This is a genomic window from Thiomicrospira sp. S5, assembly GCF_003991075.1.
In the GTDB taxonomy this organism is placed as follows: domain Bacteria; phylum Pseudomonadota; class Gammaproteobacteria; order Thiomicrospirales; family Thiomicrospiraceae; genus Hydrogenovibrio; species Hydrogenovibrio thermophilus.
On sequence record NZ_CP014470.1, the window covers coordinates 1,942,972 to 1,963,130 of the forward strand.

Sequence of the window (20,159 nt, forward strand, 5' to 3'; positions counted from 1 at the left end):
CTGGCGGATTTTGTAATATTTCGAAAGGCGGTCAAACCCTTTGCATCATGAGACGGAATCCGGCAAATGATTGGCCTGAACACTGCGAGACCCGCTGACCTCGGCCAGATGGGTTTCCATTTCGTTGATGGCATCCACCACTTCACGGCTCAATCGCTCCAGCTCGTCGAGGTTGGTTTCGGCACTGATGTTGTCGCCGATTTCCTTCAACTGAATGATTTTACCGATATGGGCATGCATGGCCTGATGCGATTTTTCCAACTGCTGGAAACTCGGGAAAGACGCATACTGTTGGCCAGCGCCGTAAATCCATTGTCCCAGCTCACAGGCTTTCGGGTCAACGGCTTTTTGCGGGTCCACGCCCACATCAAACCCGTGAATGTAAGCCCGTGCCTTGGCGCGCCATTGACGGTGCGCCATACGGATGCGCACAAAATTGGCATCCGCATCCAACGCGGTTTTGTGCGACTTCGGTTGAATTTTAAACGTCTGGGCATTTTGCGTCATCGCATGGGTCAGGCTTTCCAGTTGCTTGGCGGTCTGACTGGTGCTCTCCGCCATGATAGCGTTTTTCTGAACCTGAGAATCGATGTCGCTGATGGCGATATTGACCTGCGAAATCCCCTGTGTCTGCTCCCGGCTCGACTTGGAAATGTCGTCGATAATCGATTGAACTTTCTGAATTGACTGGTGAATTTCGTTTAAGGAGTCACCGGAATCGTTCACATACGCCGAACCTTGTTCGACTTTTTCCAAGGTGTCCTCAATCAAGCCGCGAATTTCCTTGGCCGCATCGGACGATTTTCCGGCTAGGTTACGTACTTCACCCGCCACCACCGCGAAACCGCGGCCATGTTCACCGGCGCGAGCCGCTTCCACCGCCGCGTTCAACGCCAGCAAATTCGTCTGGAAGGCAATCGAATCAATCAAGGTAATGATGTCACCAATGCGTTGGCTGGCATGACTAATGGCTTCCATCGACTGAATCGCATCCTGCATGACTTTCACACCCTGTGCCGCTTTGGCGGCTGCATCATGGGTCTGAGACGCGGCATCCTGCGCATTGTCCGAACTGCTTTGCACCGCGCTGGTCATTTCTTCCATCGACGCGGAGGTTTCTTCAATCGACGCCGCCTGGCTTTGTGAACTGGAGCTCAGTTCGGTACTGGCGCGACGCACTTCCTTACTGTCGGTATCAATTAATTCCGATACTTCCTGAACACCGGACAGGATATCGGAAATGTTTTCCATGCTCACCGTCAAGGCTTCTTTCACCACACCGAAATAGCCTGGACACGGCTGTTCGATGGATTGTTGGAAGTCACCCACCGACATGGCAATGGCCACTTCCGTCGACATATCGATGGAGCGAACGATGGAATCCAGCGTCATGTTCAAAGCTTCGGCCACCGGACGCAGTTCCTTGTCGGCTTTCTCCAGGTCGACGCGATACCCCAAGTCTCCGATCAGAATGCCGTCGTGAATCTTTTTAACTTCTTGCAACAGTTGCGCGGTGAGTGTTTTGTCTTCCCACTCCACCACGGTTCCGACGTGAACACCGGCCCGGTTATGCACCGCCACCAGTTTCAAGCAGAACAACATTCCCGCCATTTCAATTTCACGGTACTGGGTGTCGGCTTGATTCAGAACAAAACCGGCGCCGTCCACATTGAACAGATCCATCGGTTGGTCAATCAGCTTGGCGGCGTTGAAACCTCTGATCACATTCGCCAAGGTTGCTTCCCGGCTGGCAAAAAAGTCTTTCAACTGTTGGTTGAGGTACACGATTTTACCGTCGGCATCCAACATCATCATATTCACCCAGGCCTGATCCACCGCCATTTGCAGGCGACGCGCACGATCGCTTTCGGTTTCCAGATTGGAACGATAAGCGCCCATTGCCAGCGCGCTGGATTGAATGGCACCGTAGAGTTTACCGGTGTAATTCGGTTTCACCTTCACATCCAGAACCTGCTCACCGCCCGCCACTTTGCGCAACAACGAAACGGCTTGCCGGATGCTGGTTTGCAAGTAAGACCCCATCAGCCAAGCGACCAACAACATCAACACCGACACCACACCGATCATCGTCGGTGTGACGTCCAAATACGTATGCGTCAAAATGAGCGGCAACACGCCTAATAAAAGCGCCAATACCACCATTTCGCTACGCGGCCCCAGCTTGGTCCAAAGATTCCATTTTTGCCAGTTGATTCCTGTATGGATGTTACCCTGTTCAATCCGTGCCTGACCTTTGCCAAGCGATTGATACGCTTTTTCGGCGGCTTGTTTTTCAGCATCGGAAATGGCCTCACGAACGGATAGGTAGCCGGTGTTTTTCCCTTCCATATCATATACCGGCGTTACATTCGCACGCACCCAATAATGGCTGCCGTCCTTACGGCGATTCTTAACGATTTGTGTCCATGGCATACCCGATTTCAAGGTTTGCCACATATCTTTGAACACCGCCGGCGGCACATCCGGATGGCGAACCAGGTTATGCGGCTGCCCAATCAGTTCAGACCGCTTAAAACCGCTGATGATTTCAAAGCTGTCGTTGCATTCGACGATGGTACCGTTCAGATCGGTGCGGGAAACGAGGGGCAGTCCCTTAGGGATAGGGTATTCTTCTTGAGTAACGGGTAGGTTCTCTCTCATAATTATTTCTTTTTTTATATGGTTTTTCAGAGTCTTCGCCATTCTAGCAAGATGGCAAGAACGAAAAGTGCAACAAAAATGATTCAGCACTTTTTCGGCAACAGTCGAAAATTCTACCCTTTCCTTGGCCGTTTACAAAGCCCTTAACGGCTTGATTGCCATAAAAAAAGCACGTATTTACGTGCTTTTTTTAACAGTGCTCCGAAAGCGGATCAAAAAACGACCAGGCCTGGTCGTTTCGGATAATGAAACCCGATGTTTGATTACGTGAATTTGATGTAGGCGTAACCCGATTGTTGCAAATCAATCATACGAGTGTACGCATCAAACACGATTTTCACTCCCGGAAGCACATCTTCGGCCGTCCAACCGTGTCCTTTCATCGTCACGTGACACAATTCCACGCTCACGCCGTGGTCAATCAATTCCTGTACCACCTTCGCATTGCGGTTAACGCTGAAAGGGTCGTTGGTGAACATTTGATAAGGCTCGTCTTTCAACAGCCAATAGCCGGCCGCCCCGTGCACCACCACGCTGATGTGCAACTGGCTTTCCGGAATGCCTTGTTTTTCATAAGCCTCCAACAACCCGCGAACGTAATACAGCCCTTTGCCAATCCCGGCCTGTTGCTGATCCTGATTGATGTCGTACACGACCTTGATGTCTTTCTGATGCTGCACGGTGATAATGTTCGACGACGCACCGGATGACGCCGCCAACGAGAGAGAGGAAAACAATCCGAACACAAAGAACAAAGACAGGAAGAATAAAACATTTCGAGCCGTTAACAACAACGGTCGATTTTGAAGAGAAACCAACATGGGACACCTCCTTGTTTAACGGGCGGCTGAATATCATCCAGCCAGACCCTCCAAACCAGTATAGCCCTAAGCCAACACCGATAAAAGGAAACAAGTCTGACATCTTGCCAAAACCATTTGATTTCAAAAGTGTTTTCACACTTCTAAAACACAAAACGCCCGTAAAAACGGGCGTTTTCAAACCGTCGAACCACCGAGAGATTAACGCAGATTCAGAACATCCTGCATATCGAACAACCCGGTCGTCTTATCCTGCAACCACAAGCACGAACGCGCCGCGCCTTTGGCAAAAGTCATGCGACTGGACGCCTTATGGGTGATTTCCACCCGTTCACCTTCCGTTGCAAACAGCACCGTATGATCACCGACAATGTCGCCGGCTCGGACGGTCGCAAAGCCGATGGTGTTGGGGTCACGCGCGCCGGTAATGCCTTCACGCCCGTAAACCGCACACTCTTTCAAATCACGCCCCAAAGTATCGGCCACCACTTCCCCCATTCGCAAAGCGGTACCGGACGGCGCATCCACCTTATGGCGGTGATGACCTTCAATCACTTCAATATCGTAACCGTCGTTCAGCACTTCCGCCGCTTGTTTGAGCAGCTTTAACACCAGGTTAACGCCGACGCTGAAATTGGCGGCAAACACGATGGCGATGCGCTCGGCCGCTTCTCGCAAGGTTTTCAGGCTGGCTTCATCGAACCCGGTGGTGCCGATGACCATTTTCTTGTCATGCGCTAAACAGACTTTGATGTTGTGCATCGTCGTGTCCGGCGTGGTGAAATCAATTAACACATCGAAGTCGTCCACCGCCAGTTCGATTTGGTCCACCACCTTAACGCCCAAAGTTCCCACACCGGCCAGTTCACCGGCATCTGCACCGACCAACGACGAGCCGGGACGCTCAATGGCGGCCGACAAAGTCAAACCTTCGGCCTGGTTGACCGCATCAATCAAGTTTTTTCCCATACGCCCGGAAGCGCCGATTACCGCAACTCTCATCATGCTATTCCTTTTTAATTCCAAGGTCCGTCTTTGTCTTTTTTCTCGTTTTCATCATCACCGGTGAAGAAGGCTTTCACCGAATCGAAGAAACTGTGCGTTTTCGGACTGTGCTGTTTATGATGCTTACCTTGCAGGCTTTCGTCAAACGCACGCAACAATTCTTTCTGTTCCTCGGTCAATTTGACCGGCGTTTCAATGTGCACCTGCACCACCATATCGCCGATATGATGTGAACGCACCGATTTCACACCTTTTCCGGACAGCTTGAAACGCTGACCGGATTGGGTGCCCGCCGGAATCTTCAAGTTGGCTTTACCGCTCAAAGTCGGCACATCCATGGTCCCCCCCAAAGCGGCTGTAGCAAACGACAACGGCATATCACAATAGAGTGTATTGCCGTCACGTTGGAAAATTTTGTGTTCTTTGACGCGAATGCGCACATACAAATCGCCATGCGGCGCGCCCGGCTCACCGGCTTCACCCTCGCCTTGCAGACGAATGCGGTCGCCATTATCGACTCCCGCCGGAATCTTGACCGACAAGGTCTTGTGACTGTGCTTATAGCCTTCGCCACGACACGCCTTACACGGCGTTTTGACGATTTTACCGGTACCGTGACAGTTCGGACAGGTACGCGATACCGCAAAGAAACCTTGCTGAACACGAACCTGGCCCGCGCCCTGACAGGTCGGACAGGTTTGCACATCCGAACCCGGTTCGGCACCGGAGCCGTCACAGGCTTCACACAACTCTTTGGTCGGAATACGGATATCGACGGTGGTGCCGGACACCGCGTCTTCCAGTGAGATTTCCAATTCGTATTGCAGGTCGTTCCCCGGCTGCGGGCCGCGACGGCCACCAAAACCACCTCCGAAGATATCACCGAAGATATCGCCGAAGTCCGCAAAACCGCCGCCTCCGAAGCCGCCTTGGCCCGCACTACCGTCTACGCCGGCATGACCAAACTGATCATAGGCCTGGCGTTTTTGCGGGTCGGACAGGATTTCATACGCTTCGGACGCTTCCTTGAACTTATCTTCGGCGTCTTTATTGTCCGGGTTACGGTCCGGGTGATAACGCATCGCCAGTTTTCGGTAGGCTTTTTTGATTTCGCCGTCCGATGCCGTGGCCGATACTTCCAGAATTTCGTAGTAATCTCTTTTGCTCATAATGATTCAGATATCTTGTTAAATCGGTCAATTAATATTCAAAACCATACGATAAAACCGAAAATGACCAGGCCTGGCGATTTTCCAGAAACGGTCGGGGTTATCCTATCTTTTTGAATGGTAATTGAACCGCAAAGTCCATTGCGCAGTGAGGCATAAAAAAACGGGCCATTCTCAAGAATGGCCCGCATTATACCGATTTTGGTATTCAATTAGGCCCTGTTATCGAACCTAACCGAATTATTTTTTGTCGTCGTTGACTTCTTCAAACTCGGCATCGACGATGTCATCATCGGCGTTATTGGCGGAACCTTGCTCCTGCGCACCGGCATCGGCGCCCGGTTGCTGAGCATAGGCTTTTTCGGCCAGTTTCTGACTCGCTGCCGCCAATGCTTGCGATTTTTCATCGATGGCCGCTTTGTCGTCGCCTTTCACAGCTTCTTCCAAGTCGGCAATCGCTTTCTCGATCGCTTCTTTCTCGGCCGCATCCACGCCTTCGCCTTGTTCTTCCAACAGTTTCTTCGTACCGTGGATCATGGCATCGGCCTGGTTACGTGCTTCCACCAACTCTTTCAGCTTGGCGTCTTCCGCCGCGTGCGCTTCGGCATCCTTCACCATCGCTTCGATTTCGTCTTCGGACAGACCGGAAGACGCTTGAATGGTGATGTGCTGCTCTTTGTTGGTCGCCTTGTCTTTCGCCGAAACGTTCAGGATACCGTTGGCATCAATGTCGAACGTCACTTCGATTTGCGGCGTACCACGTGGCGCCGGCGGGATTTCGTCCAGATTAAACTGACCCAGCGATTTATTACCGGAAGCCACTTCACGCTCACCTTGCAGGACATGAATGGTAACGGCCGCCTGATTGTCTTCCGCCGTCGAGAAGGTTTGCGACTTACGCGTCGGAATCGTCGTATTCTTCTCGATCAGTTTGGTCATCACGCCGCCCATGGTTTCAATCCCCAAGGAAAGCGGAGTCACGTCAAGCAACAGTACGTCGTTCACGTCACCGGAAAGAACACCACCTTGAATGGCCGCTCCCATGGCAACCGCTTCATCCGGGTTCACGTCTTTACGTGGTTCTTTACCGAAGAACTCTTTTACTTTCGCTTGCACCATCGGTACACGTGTGGAACCACCGACCAAAATCACGTCGTCGATTTCAGAAGCCGACAAACCGGCGTCTTTCAATGCGATGCGACATGGCTCGATGGAACGCTCAACCAAACCTTCGATCAACGATTCGAACTTGGCACGTGTGATTTTCATGTTCAAGTGTTTCGGACCGGTGGCATCCGCCGTCACATACGGCAGGTTGATGTCGGTCTGTTCACGGGAAGACAACTCGATTTTGGCCTTTTCCGCAGCTTCACGCACACGTTGCAGTGCCAACTTATCCAGTTTCAAGTCTACGTTCTGGTCTTTCTTGAACTCTTCGGCGATGTAATCCACGATGACGTTATCGAAGTCTTCCCCACCCAGGAACGTGTCCCCATTGGTCGACAGTACTTCGACTTGTTTTTCACCGTCCAGATCGGCCACTTCGATGATGGAGATATCGAAGGTCCCGCCACCCAAGTCGTAAACCGCGATTTTGCTGTCCGCTTTGACTTTGTCCATACCGTAAGCCAAGGCCGCAGCCGTCGGTTCGTTGATGATACGCTTCACTTCCAGACCCGCGATTTTACCGGCATCTTTGGTGGCTTGACGTTGCGAGTCGTTGAAGTAAGCCGGTACCGTAATAACCGCTTCGGTCACTTCATGGCCCAGATAATCTTCAGCCGTTTTCTTCATTTTCATCAACGTACGCGCAGACACTTCTTGCGGAGACAATTTCTTGTCACCGACTTCCACCCACGCATCGCCATTGTCAGCAGGAATGATTTTATAAGGCACCATATCCTTGTCTTTTTGCACCACGGCATCGTCGGCACGACGGCCAATCAGACGCTTGATGGCGAACAAAGTGTTTTCAGGGTTGGTCACCGCTTGACGCTTGGCCGAATCCCCGACCAAGACTTCACCGTCATTTGCGTAAGCCACGATGGAAGGTGTGGTACGAGCCCCTTCCGCGTTAGGAATGACTTTGGTTTCTTTCCCTTCCATTACCGCGACACATGAGTTCGTTGTCCCGAGGTCAATCCCGATAATTTTTCCCATTCGTTTATCTCCAAATTTCATGGCTTCGCGAGGCAAAGCCTTTCAAATTAATACGTAAAGTTTTTTGTGTTAGCTTCTATATAGGGGGCGCCTAAGATTATTCAAGGGCGGCATCGAAAGTTTTTTCGTATTTTTTCGCCCTTGGCCGTTTACCGCTTATTGCGCCACCACAACACGCGCCGGACGCACCAGACGCTCGTTCAGAACATAGCCTTTCTGGAAGACTTCAATCACCGATTGCGATTCGTGATCCGGTGACGGCACCATGGTCATGGCTTCGTGCAATTGCGGGTCGAACTTCTCGCCCGCCGGGTCCACGCGCTCCACATTGAACTTCTGCATCACGTCCAGGAATTGCTTGAATGTCATATCCAAGCCTTCACGGATGCTGTCCGCGGAGGCATCATCTTTCGATGCCGCGTCCAAGCCCATTTCCATGGAATCCAATACCGGCAGCAATTCGCCAACGAATTTTTCCAACGCAAATTTATGCGCGTTTTCCACGTCCAAACGGGTACGACGTTTTAAGTTTTCCATATCGGCCAGGGTGCGCAGCGCCAACTCTTTTTGCGCATCGGCTTCTTTTTTGGCCTCGTCCAACATCGCTTCCAGGTCATGTTCGACGGCGTCTTCGGCTTGGTGGGTTTCTTCGGAAACACCGTCTTCCACCGTTGGAATGTGTTCTTCGTTCAGTTCTGCCTTGTTTTCAGACATAAAAATCTCCAGAAGTTGATAACTGTAAAATCAGGGGGTTTATAAGGACGCTTTTCAGGGTTTCAAGCGCCCGAAATGAATTTTTTGCATTAAATTTTGTGAAGACGATTCGGGACGGTGTCGTTCCGCGCAATCCCGAAAACGACCAGGCCTGGTCGTTTTGGATGATTCCGTGTTGATCACTTATTGAGTAGGGAGCTGAGAATCCGTGCGGTCATATCGACACGCGGCACGATTTTATCGTACGGCATTCGGCTCGGCCCGACCACACCCAGCACGCCCATCACTTCACCGTCACGCTCGTAAGGCGTGGTGATGACGCTGCAGTTCTGATAACTTTCATTGCCGCATTCCTGGCCGATAAAAACTTGAACGCCCTTGGCCTGCATGCTTTTATTGAGCAGATTGAGCATATCGGAATGCTCTTCGAAGGATTGAAACAAGGCGCGCAGCTTTTCGGCATCGGCCAGTTCGTCGTAATTCAACAGATTGGTCTGACCGGAAATAAAATACGGCATGCCCTGTTTCATTTTGTCGTCAATGACTTCGTCGGTGGCTTCGACAATCGACACCATCAGCTGGTCCATGGTTTTGCGCAACTCGTCCATGCGCTGCACCAGCAGTTGTTTGACTTCATACAGGTGACGGCCGGCAAAATGCGCGTTCAGGTAGTTGCCCGCCTGTTCCAAATGCGAGGCCGACACCGGCTCGTCGAATTCGATGACCCGGTTTTGAACATCCAAGTCGTTCAGCACCAGCACCACCAAAGCGCGCTTGTCGTTCAAACGCACAAAGTCGATATGGCGCAAGACTTCCTGTTCTTGGTTCGGCAGCATAACCAGACTCGCCATGCCCGTCAAGCCGGACAAAATCTGCGAGGCGGAACCCAGCAGCTCTTCCTGAGTTTGCGCTTTATCGAAGCCTTGTTCGATTTGCTTCATCGACGAGGCATTCAACGGCTGCACCGTCAGGATCGAATCCACAAACACCCGGAAGCCGTGCTCGGTGGGTACGCGTCCCGCGGAGGTGTGCGGCGAATGAATCAGCCCCATCCTTTCCAGGTCTGCCATGACATTACGAATGGTGGCGGAACTGACCGAAACGTCCGGCATTTTCGCCAGCACGGATGACCCGACGGGCCGTCCCTCATTCAGGTATAATGCCATTAAGTGTTTGAAAAGCAGTTGTGATCGTTCATTCAAGTTCATACAGCGCAGCGACACTCGTCATTCTTTAACGGATGTTAGGCAAAAATAGTACTTGCTTAACGTAAAATGATGCTTAATATTCTAGCTCATAAATTGGACTCAAAAGCATTATGGGTATAAAACGGAAATTTTCAAGAGGCGGATGACGACCAACGACTGTCAACCCGCTCGACGAAGGATATAACGCATGTTCAGTAAAATCGGAATTTTCGCCAAATACAACGGCATTCAGTCCTGGGAAGTGATTGATAAGCTGATTCTGTACTTTCAGGAAAAAGACAAGCGCGTGTTGCTGGATCAACGCTCCTGCTCGGATTTTCCCATTGACCGTTACGGCATTGAACGCCTGGAACGTTCCGAACTGCTGGAAACCATCGATTTCGCGATTGTCGTCGGCGGCGATGGCACCTTTCTCGACGTGGCGCGTTCCATCGTCAATTACAACATTCCGATTCTCGGCATCAACCTCGGACGCCTGGGTTTTTTGACCGACGTGTCGCCCGACACCATGCTCGATACCCTGGACGAAGTTTTGGCCGATGATTACCAGTGTGAAGAACGTACCCTCCTGAAAGTCGTCATCAAAAAAGACGGCGAAACCCTGTTTGAAGAAGTGGCCTTTAACGATGTGGTGTTGCACAAAAACGATTCGCCGCGCATGATTGAATTCGAAACCTTCGTCGACAACCGTTTTTTGAACAGTCAGCGTTCCGACGGCCTGATCGTGTCCACGCCGACCGGCTCCACCGCCTACTCCCTATCCGCCGGCGGCCCGATTGTCGATGCCGGTTTGAACGTCATTTCACTGGTGTCCATCAACCCGCATACCATGAGTAACCGCCCGGTGGTGGTGTCCGGCGACAGTGAAATTCTGATTCGCCCGCACGCCAACTGCTGCGGCGTCGCGTCCATCATCTGCGACGGCCAACGCTCCTTCCAATTCATGGCGCACTACGAAACCATCGTGACGCGCCACCCCAACTTCATTAAAATGGTCCACCCGAAAAGCCACGACCATTACGAACTGTTAAGAGCCAAACTCAACTGGGGACAAAAGCTGTAAACGCGCCGTCTCAGGCACCGAGCAACTTAGGAGCGACATGTTACAAGAACTGACCATTCAAAACCTGGCCTTGATTGAAAAACTGCACCTGAATTTCGAATCCGGTTTCACCACCCTGACGGGGGAAACCGGTGCCGGGAAATCCATTTTGCTGGACGGCCTCGGCCTGGCATTGGGCGAACGTGCCGACAGTGCCCTGGTTCGCCACGGCACCCCCAAGGCCGACATCACCGCCGATTTCGACATCACCGAATTGCCGGACGTCCAAAACTGGCTGGCCGAAAACGAACTGGATGAAGACAACACCTGTCTGTTGCGCCGCACCCTCACGGCGGAAGGCCGCTCCAAAGCGTATATCAATGGCCTGCCCGCTTCCGTCAACCAATTGAAAAGCCTGAGCGCGCTGCTGATCGACATTCACGGTCAGCACGAACATCAAACCCTGATGCACGCTAACAAACAATTGGCGCTTCTGGACGCTTACGCTAAGCACGATGAACAACTGGCCCAAACCGCGGAATCCTACCAGGCCTGGCAAAAATTGAATCAACGTTACGAAGAACTGCACGCTTCGCAAGCGGACCGCCAGAGCAAACTGGAATTATTGGAATTTCAATTGTCGGAATTCGATAAAGTGCAACCGCAAGCCGATGAATTCGAAGCCTTGTCCGACGAACAAAACACCTTGTCGCACGCCAGCGAAATCAAACAATCGGTGTACAACGCCTATGAGGCGATTGAAGGCGACGACGGCTTGACCCATAAACTGTCGCAAGCCATTTCCGAGCTGGAAAACGTCAGCGAGTTTTCACCGCAACTGGCCGAAGCGCTGGCACAACTCAACTCCATTCAAATCGACTGTCAGGCCGTGGCCGACGACATTCAAGCGCAAAACCATCACGTCGAACTCGACCCGGAGCGCTTGCAAACAGTCGATGAACGCCTGTCCGAATTGTTTGGGCTGGCGAAAAAATACCAACTCGACCCAGAGCAACTGGTCACCAAACATCAGGAAATTCGTGATGCGCTGGCCGAACTGAGCGACTCCGGCGCGTCGCTCGACACCTTGAAACAGGAAATCGACCAGGCCTGGTCAGCATTCACCCAACAGGCGTCGAAACTGCATACATCACGCACCCAGGCCGCCAAACGCCTGAGCGAGAATGTCACCGCGTCCATGCACACATTGGGCATGGAAAACGGCTTGTTCCAAATCGATGTCGACACCACCGACAAAGCCAGCAAACTCGGATTGGATCAGGTGCACTTCCAGGTCACCGCCAATAAAGGTCAGCCACTGCAACCCTTGGCAAAAGTCGCTTCCGGCGGGGAGCTTTCCCGCATCAGCTTGGCGATTCAAGTGGCCAGCGCCGAAGTCGCCAGTTTGCCGTCGATGATTTTCGATGAGGTCGATGTCGGCATCGGCGGCGGCATCGCCGAGGTGGTCGGCCAAAAAATGCAACAACTGGGACGCCATCGTCAGGTTTTTTCCATCACCCACTTGGCACAAGTGGCGGCATACGGCGACCAACAGCTCAATATCCGAAAACACACCGAAAACGACCAAACCAAAACCCAAGTCACCCAACTGGATGACGACGCGCGGATTGAGGAATTGGCGCGGATGCTGGGCGGCATGAAAATCACCGAGCAAACGCTGAAACACGCGGAAGAAATGCTCAGCTTAGCTCAACAAACCTAACAGCAAACCCGCGCCTGAACAATTGGGCTTTCCATAAAAAAACCGGGCATGGCCCGGTTTTGTTAGGGTGTTGATTGAATCAGTTTGGTTTTACGGAATCAATACCGCTTCCTTCACACCGGTCGTTTCATCCGCAGGCGGCTCCAGCCAGACGGTATCCTTCAAGGATTTGATGTGTGGCGTGCGGCCATAAATATAGCTTTGCTCATCCACAATCACCTTGTAGGCCTTGTTCAAAGCCTTCGCCCGTTCCGGAGACGGTAACAACAGATAACCGATGTCGCCATGCAATCGCTGCAAAGCATCGGGCTTCACCTCGCCCTTTTCATCGAAGAATTTGGCGATGACTTCCGGGTTATTGCGGAACTCGTTTCCGGAACCGTTTTCCAGCAAATACTGGGTATATTCATAGGTGCCGTCCGACCATTTCGGTTCCGGAATGCCCGACAGACCTTTTTGCGTCCAATGGTACCAACCGCCTTGGAAGGCATCGGCGTCCAGTTTACGCGGAAAGGCAAAACTGGCGTCGGTGGTCTGACTGATCCCGGCATGACAGCCGATACAGTTCAACGACTCTTCATAACTCTGTGGTCGCAAGTCGCCGTTCTGGTCCTCGATGAACCCTTGATATGTCCAGCCGACACCGCTAAGCATGCCGCCTTCCGGCGAGCCTTGAACATATCGCAACCGGTCCGGAAAATCATGCGCCTCTTTCAGCTCTTCCATCGCGACGTTCCGCAATTGCGTATAGGTGTTCCAGTTGGTTTTAATACCGTAACGCAATTCCTTGAAACGCGGCGACATTCGAATATCACCGTTTTCATCGAAATCGATGTAGCGAACGCTGTGAATGAACTCAGTGCCTTCCGGATACAAACCACCAGCCAAGTGCACCTTCTTCTGCGCCAATTGTTGTTTGGCTTGACCGACATAAGACATGTACCGCCCTTCCAAAGGCGCCCAGTCGTAAACCACTTCGGTGGCCTGCCCCAGTTCACCGTCCTTGTTCAAATCCACCTGATATAAGGTTTCGTCGGTCGGTGGAATCGAAACATTGCGGCGTTTAATCAAGGCCTCGACAATCGCCAAATTCAAACGATACACATCGCGGCTCCAAGCGCCCTTTTCGTCTTTCCGGAAAGCCGGTGCCAGACGCATAATCACATCATCGGTGCTGCCGTTGGTGGGCCAGAAAGTCCCGAGAAACGGGGTGTAACCGAATGAACGCCAGCCCGAATCCTCCCCGTTCGGCGTTCGATCAAATCCCTCGGAGTCGAAGTTGAAATAACAATCCGGACGATAGCCGTTCCATTCGCCGTCACCGTTAAAATCCCAGTTTTTAGGAACTTCTTTCAGGGTTTCGGCCAGAATGATTCGCCCGTCTTCATCAAAGTAATTCGATTGACGAACGTATTCCATAATGGTGTCATCGGAAATATTTGCCACCGCTTCGGTTCGATCCTTGAACAAGTTAATCCAAGGGTTTTTTCGAGACGTATCACGAAATTCATAAGCCATCTGAAAGCTGGTGTCGTCGATATAGGTCGGTGCTTTTGGCGTGGAATGACACGTAAAGCACGGGTTATGCACCTTGCCGTTTTGCCCTTCCGTACGGGTGTAACACTGGGACGGGATGTAGCTACTGGCTCGGTGATGCACTTTCGTGTTCAACAGCCAATCGTCATCAAACATGGCGGTCACCTGCTGGACGGTTTGTGGGCCGTCCAGCGTGATGATTTCAACGTCTTGAGTTTTGGAACCACTGATTCCAGAGCAGGCCGTCAGACCAGCGACCGATACACCCAAAGAGGCCCAAAGCCCCACTTTAAAAAAATAAGAAACAATCATAATTTTAACTCTTTACACTGAAACACAAAAGCCCCGCCGGAAGGGCGAGGCTTGTTGAGATTGGCCGAGGATCGGCCAAGTGAGATAATCGGATTATTTGACGTCCGAGAAATCGAACGGCCCGATATAACCGGCTTCCGACTTGGTTTCAACACCGGCTGGTCGCGTATAAGAACCGCTGACTTCACCGAATGGGTGCTGCGTCGTCACCGTCAGGTAACCGAAACCGTTGATGTCTTTATGCCAGAAAGGCGATGTGGTTTCAGAACCGTAAGGACCGGTGAAGATACGCTCCATGGAACCGTCTTTGATGTTATACGCCCAAACCATATCGTTCGGGTGCGCGCTGGTGTCTTCCCCAATCACCAGAATATCGGAACCTTGCAAGAAGGTAACGTTATCCGGGCTAGCGATTCCGTCCACATCACAGGTGTTTCCTTCCAAAGCCGTTCCAGAGTAATCCACTGGTGTACCACTCACCAAGCCTTTCATGCTGTAAGCGACGTAATCGGAACCAATGGTTGAGTTAGTAGCGACATCCAAGGCATAAACCGCACCACAAGGGTTATATTCAACGCGAATGTCGTTGTTTCCACCCAAGTCATACGTGGTATTAGCGACGCCTTTCTTCTCGTTGCTTTCCATGCCATAAGCGACTTCGGACATGGCGATATACAACTTATTGTCACGCTGATTGAAGGTAATACCCTCTTCTTTACGGAACTCGGTGGTCGCACCAAGGTACGCCGCTAGACGACGTGTTTCCAAACGTGCGGCAATGGCTTCATCCGCGGCATCCACAGCCGTATCGCCATTGACGTCCTGCAATTGCAAACATTCGTTGCCGGCTTCGGTATTGACGTTCTTAAATCCGGCCGTGGCACAAGAACCGTCTGCTTGTGGCGCTTCGGTGGCGAAAATATCCGAGAAAGCAGGCTTGGCTGCAACGATTGTTTTGATGTCCGCATCCGTCGCGTGGCCCATATCAATCCATTTGATAACAGCCTGTCCCATGCTCGAACCGTCGCTCGAAGTTTGTACCCATTTAGCGGCATACAAAGTACCGGCACTTAAATCTTCCGCCGTATCGGCCACAAACATGAACAGCCCGACATTGGTACCGTCATCCGACAAATAAACCGTTTTCTTATCCGGCATCACGTAAGCCAGCTCGTGCGCAAAGCGCCCCATGCTGTAATGTTTGGTGTAGTTAGGCGTACCATCAGTACCAATCGTCACTTCCGGCGTCCAACCATAATAGTAAGGGTTATTCATCGACGCATTCCCGCCCCAGAACTTATCCGTCACTTCAGAATAGTAGCTGTTTGCCGTATAAGGGTAAGAAGCGGCAGGGTTCGCATCCGCCGGATACTCTTCCGACCCTAGATGTGAATTCCATGGCGTGGTCATACCGGCACAGTGTACCCAGCCACCGAAGTCGCCTTTCTGACTGATGAATTGTAAGCTATCGGCTTTAACGGTCAATTTCCCGTCGGACGCTTGCTCCAATTCATTCATATACATCGCACCCGGTCCACATTCGAACTGGGAAACCATGTAAACTTTACCGTTTTTCTGCAAGAACGAGAAATGATCCAGCCCGGAACCTTTCCCAGTATCCGTACCGTTACACAAATAAGCGGAACCGTCCAACTCTTGAATCACGTTATCCTGGTAATCTTTGACCACCCCGTAAGTCTCACCATTGTTCACGTCGCCCGTTTTAATCAAAGTATGGTAACCAATTTTTTGCGGGTTTCCATCAATTAAGACACGGTTAGTCCAGCGTATTGAATGTTTTTCTTCATCTATCACCGCAGGGGAAATAGATACAAATTCAATCAACGAGGATGCTCCCTCTTTTTCAGGTATTTTTTCGCCACAACCAACCAATAAAATGAGTGACGATAAAATCACACAAATTCCAATCTGAGATTTCAACATTTATGGTTATTACATCCAGTCTGAATTAAATTATTCAATATTTTAAAACGTGAAAATGACCGGCAGATGTAGGAAAAATGACATATTTCCAAGAGGGTTTATAGGCGCGTGATTTTGTAATCGTTCTTGGTGTGGTTTTTCATTTCAATCAGGTTTTCATCGGCCACTTTCAATAAAGCGCGGTAATCCGACGATGTCAAGGCGCCGCCCATGCTGACGCTCAAATCAAAACTGGTCAAACGTTCATCCTGAACGATCGATTGTTGAATACGCTTGGCAACCGCCTCCAGCTCATCTTGACGAATAGGATGCAACAGGACTACGAATTCGTCGCCGCCCCAGCGCGCGACCGCATCGGACGGCCGCACACTTTCCGATAAATGACTGGCGATTGTCTTCAACACTTCATCGCCCGCATGATGGCCGAAAGCATCGTTGATTTGTTTGAAATTATCCAAATCCACCATCAAAAGGCCGATGGATGTGCCCGCAGACTCTCGTGTATAAATCATGGCCAATTCTTCATCAATCAAACGCCGGTTACCCACCCGGGTTAAAGGGTCGAGACAGCTTTCGCGCTGTTTATCCTTCACTTGACGTGACAACTCTTTTCGATGGCGTTCCAACGTAAACTCATGCACTCCGGTAATCAACACCAAGCCCAGCGCGGCAAAATAGAAACGGCTCGACAGAGCGGTATCCGTCCAGCCGAACGCATCCAGCTGCCAAACCATCCCCAGAAGCAAGACCGCAAAAAAAACGCCGAGTGTTGCCCCCATCACCTGGATGGTCGCCACCAGCAATGGAAAAACCCAGAAATACCCCGAATGCCCATGCCCGCCATGCACCACGAGAAAACCGATAAACAAGGCATTGGTGACCAGCATCATACCCTTGCCGATCCAGGTCAATCCGTTTTGGAAGATATGAAATCCGAACAATAAAATCATGGCGGCAAAAGACGACAACCACAGAGCCAGTACCCATTCTTGACCGACGGCAGCCATCACTGCAAAAACCACGACGAGAATGAAATAGGTCGGAATAATGAAGGTAATCCGAGAATCGGCTTTCTGTAACAAGGGCTTCAATCGTGCTTTCATAGCAATGCTTCGGCGTTATGGCTTTCTTTTAAGGCACGAACATAGAGGTGGCGATACACTTGATCGAGGGATTCGGAACGCGACTGCTCAAACGACTTCACCATCTGCAACATACGTCCGTGTTCACCCTCCTCCCGGAGAATGCCATTGACGATTTTCCGGTTCAAAGATAAAGCCTCCAACAATTCCAGCAACGGTTTTTTCAAAATCACATCCAATAATGAGAACATCCCGGCCAGGTAATAGGAATCCGGATTTTCCAGTTTTTCGTGCTCGGCACACAAGCGCATGAAAATCGCTCGGGTACGGGCGATATTGAAGACTTCAGGCACCACATCGTCCAGCAAATTCATCGAAATCATGCTTGCCCAGGATTGTACACGGCGCAATCCGAAAAGCGTCATCACCTGCCGAAGCGTTTCAAACTCCGGCATACCCACCGTACGATTCTGCGCCGCCAGTTTAATCAACTTGTGCATCAAACCGACATCTTGCGACACCACTTCTTCCAAGTCCTCTAAGCTGATATTTTCCTGCGCCAACTTGCGCAACAGCATCAACAAATGCAATTTCGACACCGACAGTTTCGCGCTGGTGACAATTTCCGGCTTAGCAAAATAATACCCCTGAAAATAATCACAACCCGCATCGCGGCACACTTCATAAATCGCTTGGGTTTCGACTCGCTCGGCCAAGATTTTGGTATTGGCGACCTTGCGAATGCGTTCTATCAACAGAGGAATCTTTTCCGGCTTGACGCCTTCGATGTCGATTTTAATGATATCGGCCAAACGAATGAATGGAATGAATTCCTTTTTGAACACAAAGTCGTCCAGAGCGATTTGAAAGCCTTTCTGCCGTAATTTTTTGATACCGGCCAAAGTGGTTTCATTGACGGGAACCGTCTCCAGGACTTCACAGACAATGCGATGCGATGAAAAACACGGATCGATTCGAGGGTCGAAAAACGCTTCCGGAAAATTGATGAAGGCCTTGGCGCCACCGACCAGTTCGTCCAGGGTAAACCCCATCATCGAATTATGCACCACCGTCGCAGTGGCATCGTCATCGGATTCAAAATGCGCTTCGTTCGGGTGATAACCGTCACGGAACAACAACTCGTACCCATAGACTTGTTTACGCCGATCAAAAATCGGTTGTCGGCCAATAAAAAGTTCTTCCATTTGTTTGTCCAACTTGGCCGTTTATTCTTATGCTCTGTGACGACCCCAACAGAATATCAATCATTTAACTCACTATCATAATGAAAACGCCACGACTTTGCCCAGTCTCTTGCCTGAAAAAGCCATTAATTTTTTTAACCGCACGATGATATTTTCTGATGTTTTTCCGTCCACCGAACCGAAACACGCTAAGAAACCACCCGCAACTCGTCCCAACGCGTCGTATAACGTCCCGACATCAAGTTACGACGCATTCGCCAGGCCTGGTGATTTTTCATCCCTTCGGAAGCCAATTGAATCGTGCCTTTTCCCATCGTCTGGTTCAAACCGTCCACCACAGACATCAAACGATCCGAACGCGCATTGGCGGAATATTTCGGATCCGGTGCAAAACAGTCCATTTGCACAGCGCCTTTGCCTGTGACACCCGATAACACCACACTGGCTTTCTGATAAAACACTCCCGAACGCCAAATACCCTGCAAAGCCCGTTTGGCCTGTTTTACCAGTAACACCGTATTATCGGACGGGTAAATCAACGGCACCGTTTGCGAGGCTTGGTAAGGTTCACCTCGTTTGGTATAAGGGCTGGAACGAATGCTGACCGTGACAAATTGGCAAACCTTACCTTGCTGGCGCAACTTTTCCCCGGCTCGGGAAACGTACGCCGACACCGCTTGTGCCATCGGTTCCCACTCCGTCACCGAACGACCAAAAGACCGCGACGAAATAATCTGCCGCTCCGAGCTTTCATGACTGTTCACACCCAAACAAGACTCCCCCCGCAACTCTCGGACAATGCGCTCCACCGTCACCGAGTAACAACGACGAATCCATTTCAAATCACAGCTTTTCAAATCGTACGCCGTTAAGATGCCCTGATCGACCAACTTCGCCGACAAGCGTTTTCCCACGCCCCAGACCTTATCCACCGTCACTTGTTTCAACAACAAATCCACGCTCAAGGGCGTCAAGGCGGTCAAATCCAACACCCCTTGGTAAGCCTCGTGTTTTTTCGCCAAGTGATTCGCCAGCTTGGCTTGAGTTCGGGAATGACCGAGGCCAACCGCCACCGGCAGCCCCAGACACTGCAACACCTTACGTTTGATTTCCTGCCCGTAATCGGTCAGGTTCCAATGCGCCACATCCGATAAATCCAAAAAGCTTTCGTCAATGGAATAAATTTCCTGGCGACGGGAAAACTCACCGAGAAGTGCGTGCATCCGGCTGCTCATATCGGCATACAATTCATAGTTCGAACTGAACACCACCGCCTGAATCCGGTCCAGATAGGGTTTGACCTTAAAATACGGCTGATACATCAAGCTGTCCGGGCGCGCCGCCCGATAACCGCCCGGCCCGAAATCTCCCCGCTGTTGTTTCAACAGTTCGTCCACTGCCTTGGCACGAGCATTCGCCGCCACGATACACCCATCATTGTTCGACAATACCACCACCGGACGATGCCGCAAAGCCGGTTCGAACGCCACCTGACAAGACGCATAAAAACTGTTGCCATCCACCAATGCAAATACGGCCATACCGCGCTTTTCTCCTGACACAAACCCCAAAGATTG

The 20,159-nt window shown here is 51.1% G+C and carries 14 protein-coding genes; 2 read left to right on the plus strand and 12 right to left on the minus strand.

The window, feature by feature from the left end:
* Positions 1 to 45: 45 nt before the first annotated feature.
* The 7 genes from AYJ59_RS09000 to hrcA form a co-directional block, all read right to left on the minus strand.
* Positions 46 to 2,661, minus strand: a complete 2,616-nt coding sequence (locus tag AYJ59_RS09000; protein WP_164730759.1) for a methyl-accepting chemotaxis protein — start codon at positions 2,659 to 2,661, stop codon at positions 46 to 48.
* Between the two features lie 263 nt (positions 2,662 to 2,924).
* The gene (locus tag AYJ59_RS09005) at positions 2,925 to 3,482 is read right to left on the minus strand and encodes a DsrE family protein (RefSeq protein ID WP_127119921.1); all 558 of its coding nucleotides are present in this window, start codon (positions 3,480 to 3,482) and stop codon (positions 2,925 to 2,927) included.
* Between the two features lie 201 nt (positions 3,483 to 3,683).
* Complete coding sequence (gene dapB / locus AYJ59_RS09010) at positions 3,684 to 4,484, minus strand: 4-hydroxy-tetrahydrodipicolinate reductase (protein ID WP_127120422.1); 801 nt, start codon at positions 4,482 to 4,484, stop codon at positions 3,684 to 3,686.
* Between the two features lie 14 nt (positions 4,485 to 4,498).
* Positions 4,499 to 5,656: a molecular chaperone DnaJ gene (gene dnaJ, locus AYJ59_RS09015; protein WP_029937709.1), complete on the minus strand. Its 1,158-nt coding sequence runs from the start codon at positions 5,654 to 5,656 to the stop codon at positions 4,499 to 4,501.
* 240 nt (positions 5,657 to 5,896) lie between these two features.
* On the minus strand, positions 5,897 to 7,816 hold the full coding sequence (gene dnaK, locus AYJ59_RS09020) for a molecular chaperone DnaK (RefSeq protein WP_127119922.1): 1,920 nt from the start codon (positions 7,814 to 7,816) through the stop codon (positions 5,897 to 5,899).
* Positions 7,817 to 7,972: 156 nt separating this feature from the next.
* Positions 7,973 to 8,530, minus strand: coding sequence for a nucleotide exchange factor GrpE (grpE, locus tag AYJ59_RS09025; RefSeq protein WP_127119923.1), 558 nt, complete (start codon positions 8,528 to 8,530; stop codon positions 7,973 to 7,975).
* Positions 8,531 to 8,709: 179 nt separating this feature from the next.
* A complete protein-coding gene (hrcA, locus tag AYJ59_RS09030; RefSeq protein ID WP_029937706.1) occupies positions 8,710 to 9,738 on the minus strand; it encodes a heat-inducible transcriptional repressor HrcA in 1,029 nt (342 codons plus the stop codon).
* 187 nt (positions 9,739 to 9,925) lie between these two features.
* On the opposite strand from hrcA, the gene AYJ59_RS09035 reads away from it, so the two are divergent.
* Together AYJ59_RS09035 and recN are read left to right on the plus strand one after the other, a co-directional pair.
* Positions 9,926 to 10,801 (plus strand): NAD(+) kinase, encoded by an 876-nt coding sequence (locus AYJ59_RS09035; RefSeq protein WP_029937705.1) that lies wholly within the window; start codon positions 9,926 to 9,928, stop codon positions 10,799 to 10,801.
* Between the two features lie 37 nt (positions 10,802 to 10,838).
* Positions 10,839 to 12,503 (plus strand): DNA repair protein RecN, encoded by a 1,665-nt coding sequence (recN, locus tag AYJ59_RS09040; protein WP_127119924.1) that lies wholly within the window; start codon positions 10,839 to 10,841, stop codon positions 12,501 to 12,503.
* A gap of 90 nt (positions 12,504 to 12,593) precedes the next feature.
* On the opposite strand, the gene AYJ59_RS09045 is transcribed toward recN, so the two are convergent.
* From AYJ59_RS09045 to AYJ59_RS09065, 5 genes are all read right to left on the minus strand, one after another.
* Complete coding sequence (locus AYJ59_RS09045; RefSeq protein ID WP_127119925.1) at positions 12,594 to 14,351, minus strand: hypothetical protein; 1,758 nt, start codon at positions 14,349 to 14,351, stop codon at positions 12,594 to 12,596.
* A gap of 93 nt (positions 14,352 to 14,444) precedes the next feature.
* Positions 14,445 to 16,064, minus strand: a complete 1,620-nt coding sequence (locus AYJ59_RS09050; protein ID WP_237260313.1) for a PhoX family protein — start codon at positions 16,062 to 16,064, stop codon at positions 14,445 to 14,447.
* Between the two features lie 329 nt (positions 16,065 to 16,393).
* Positions 16,394 to 17,398 carry a GGDEF domain-containing protein gene (locus AYJ59_RS09055; protein WP_127119927.1) on the minus strand — a complete coding sequence of 335 codons (1,005 nt, stop codon included), beginning with the start codon at positions 17,396 to 17,398 and terminating at the stop codon, positions 16,394 to 16,396.
* Positions 17,395 to 18,582 (minus strand): EAL and HDOD domain-containing protein, encoded by a 1,188-nt coding sequence (locus AYJ59_RS09060; RefSeq protein WP_127119928.1) that lies wholly within the window; start codon positions 18,580 to 18,582, stop codon positions 17,395 to 17,397. The genes AYJ59_RS09055 and AYJ59_RS09060 overlap by 4 nt, the downstream gene beginning before the upstream one ends.
* 188 nt (positions 18,583 to 18,770) lie before the next feature.
* Entirely contained in the window at positions 18,771 to 20,123 is a 1,353-nt protein-coding gene (locus tag AYJ59_RS09065) for a Y-family DNA polymerase (RefSeq protein WP_127119929.1), read from the minus strand.
* Between the last annotated feature and the right edge of the window lie 36 nt (positions 20,124 to 20,159).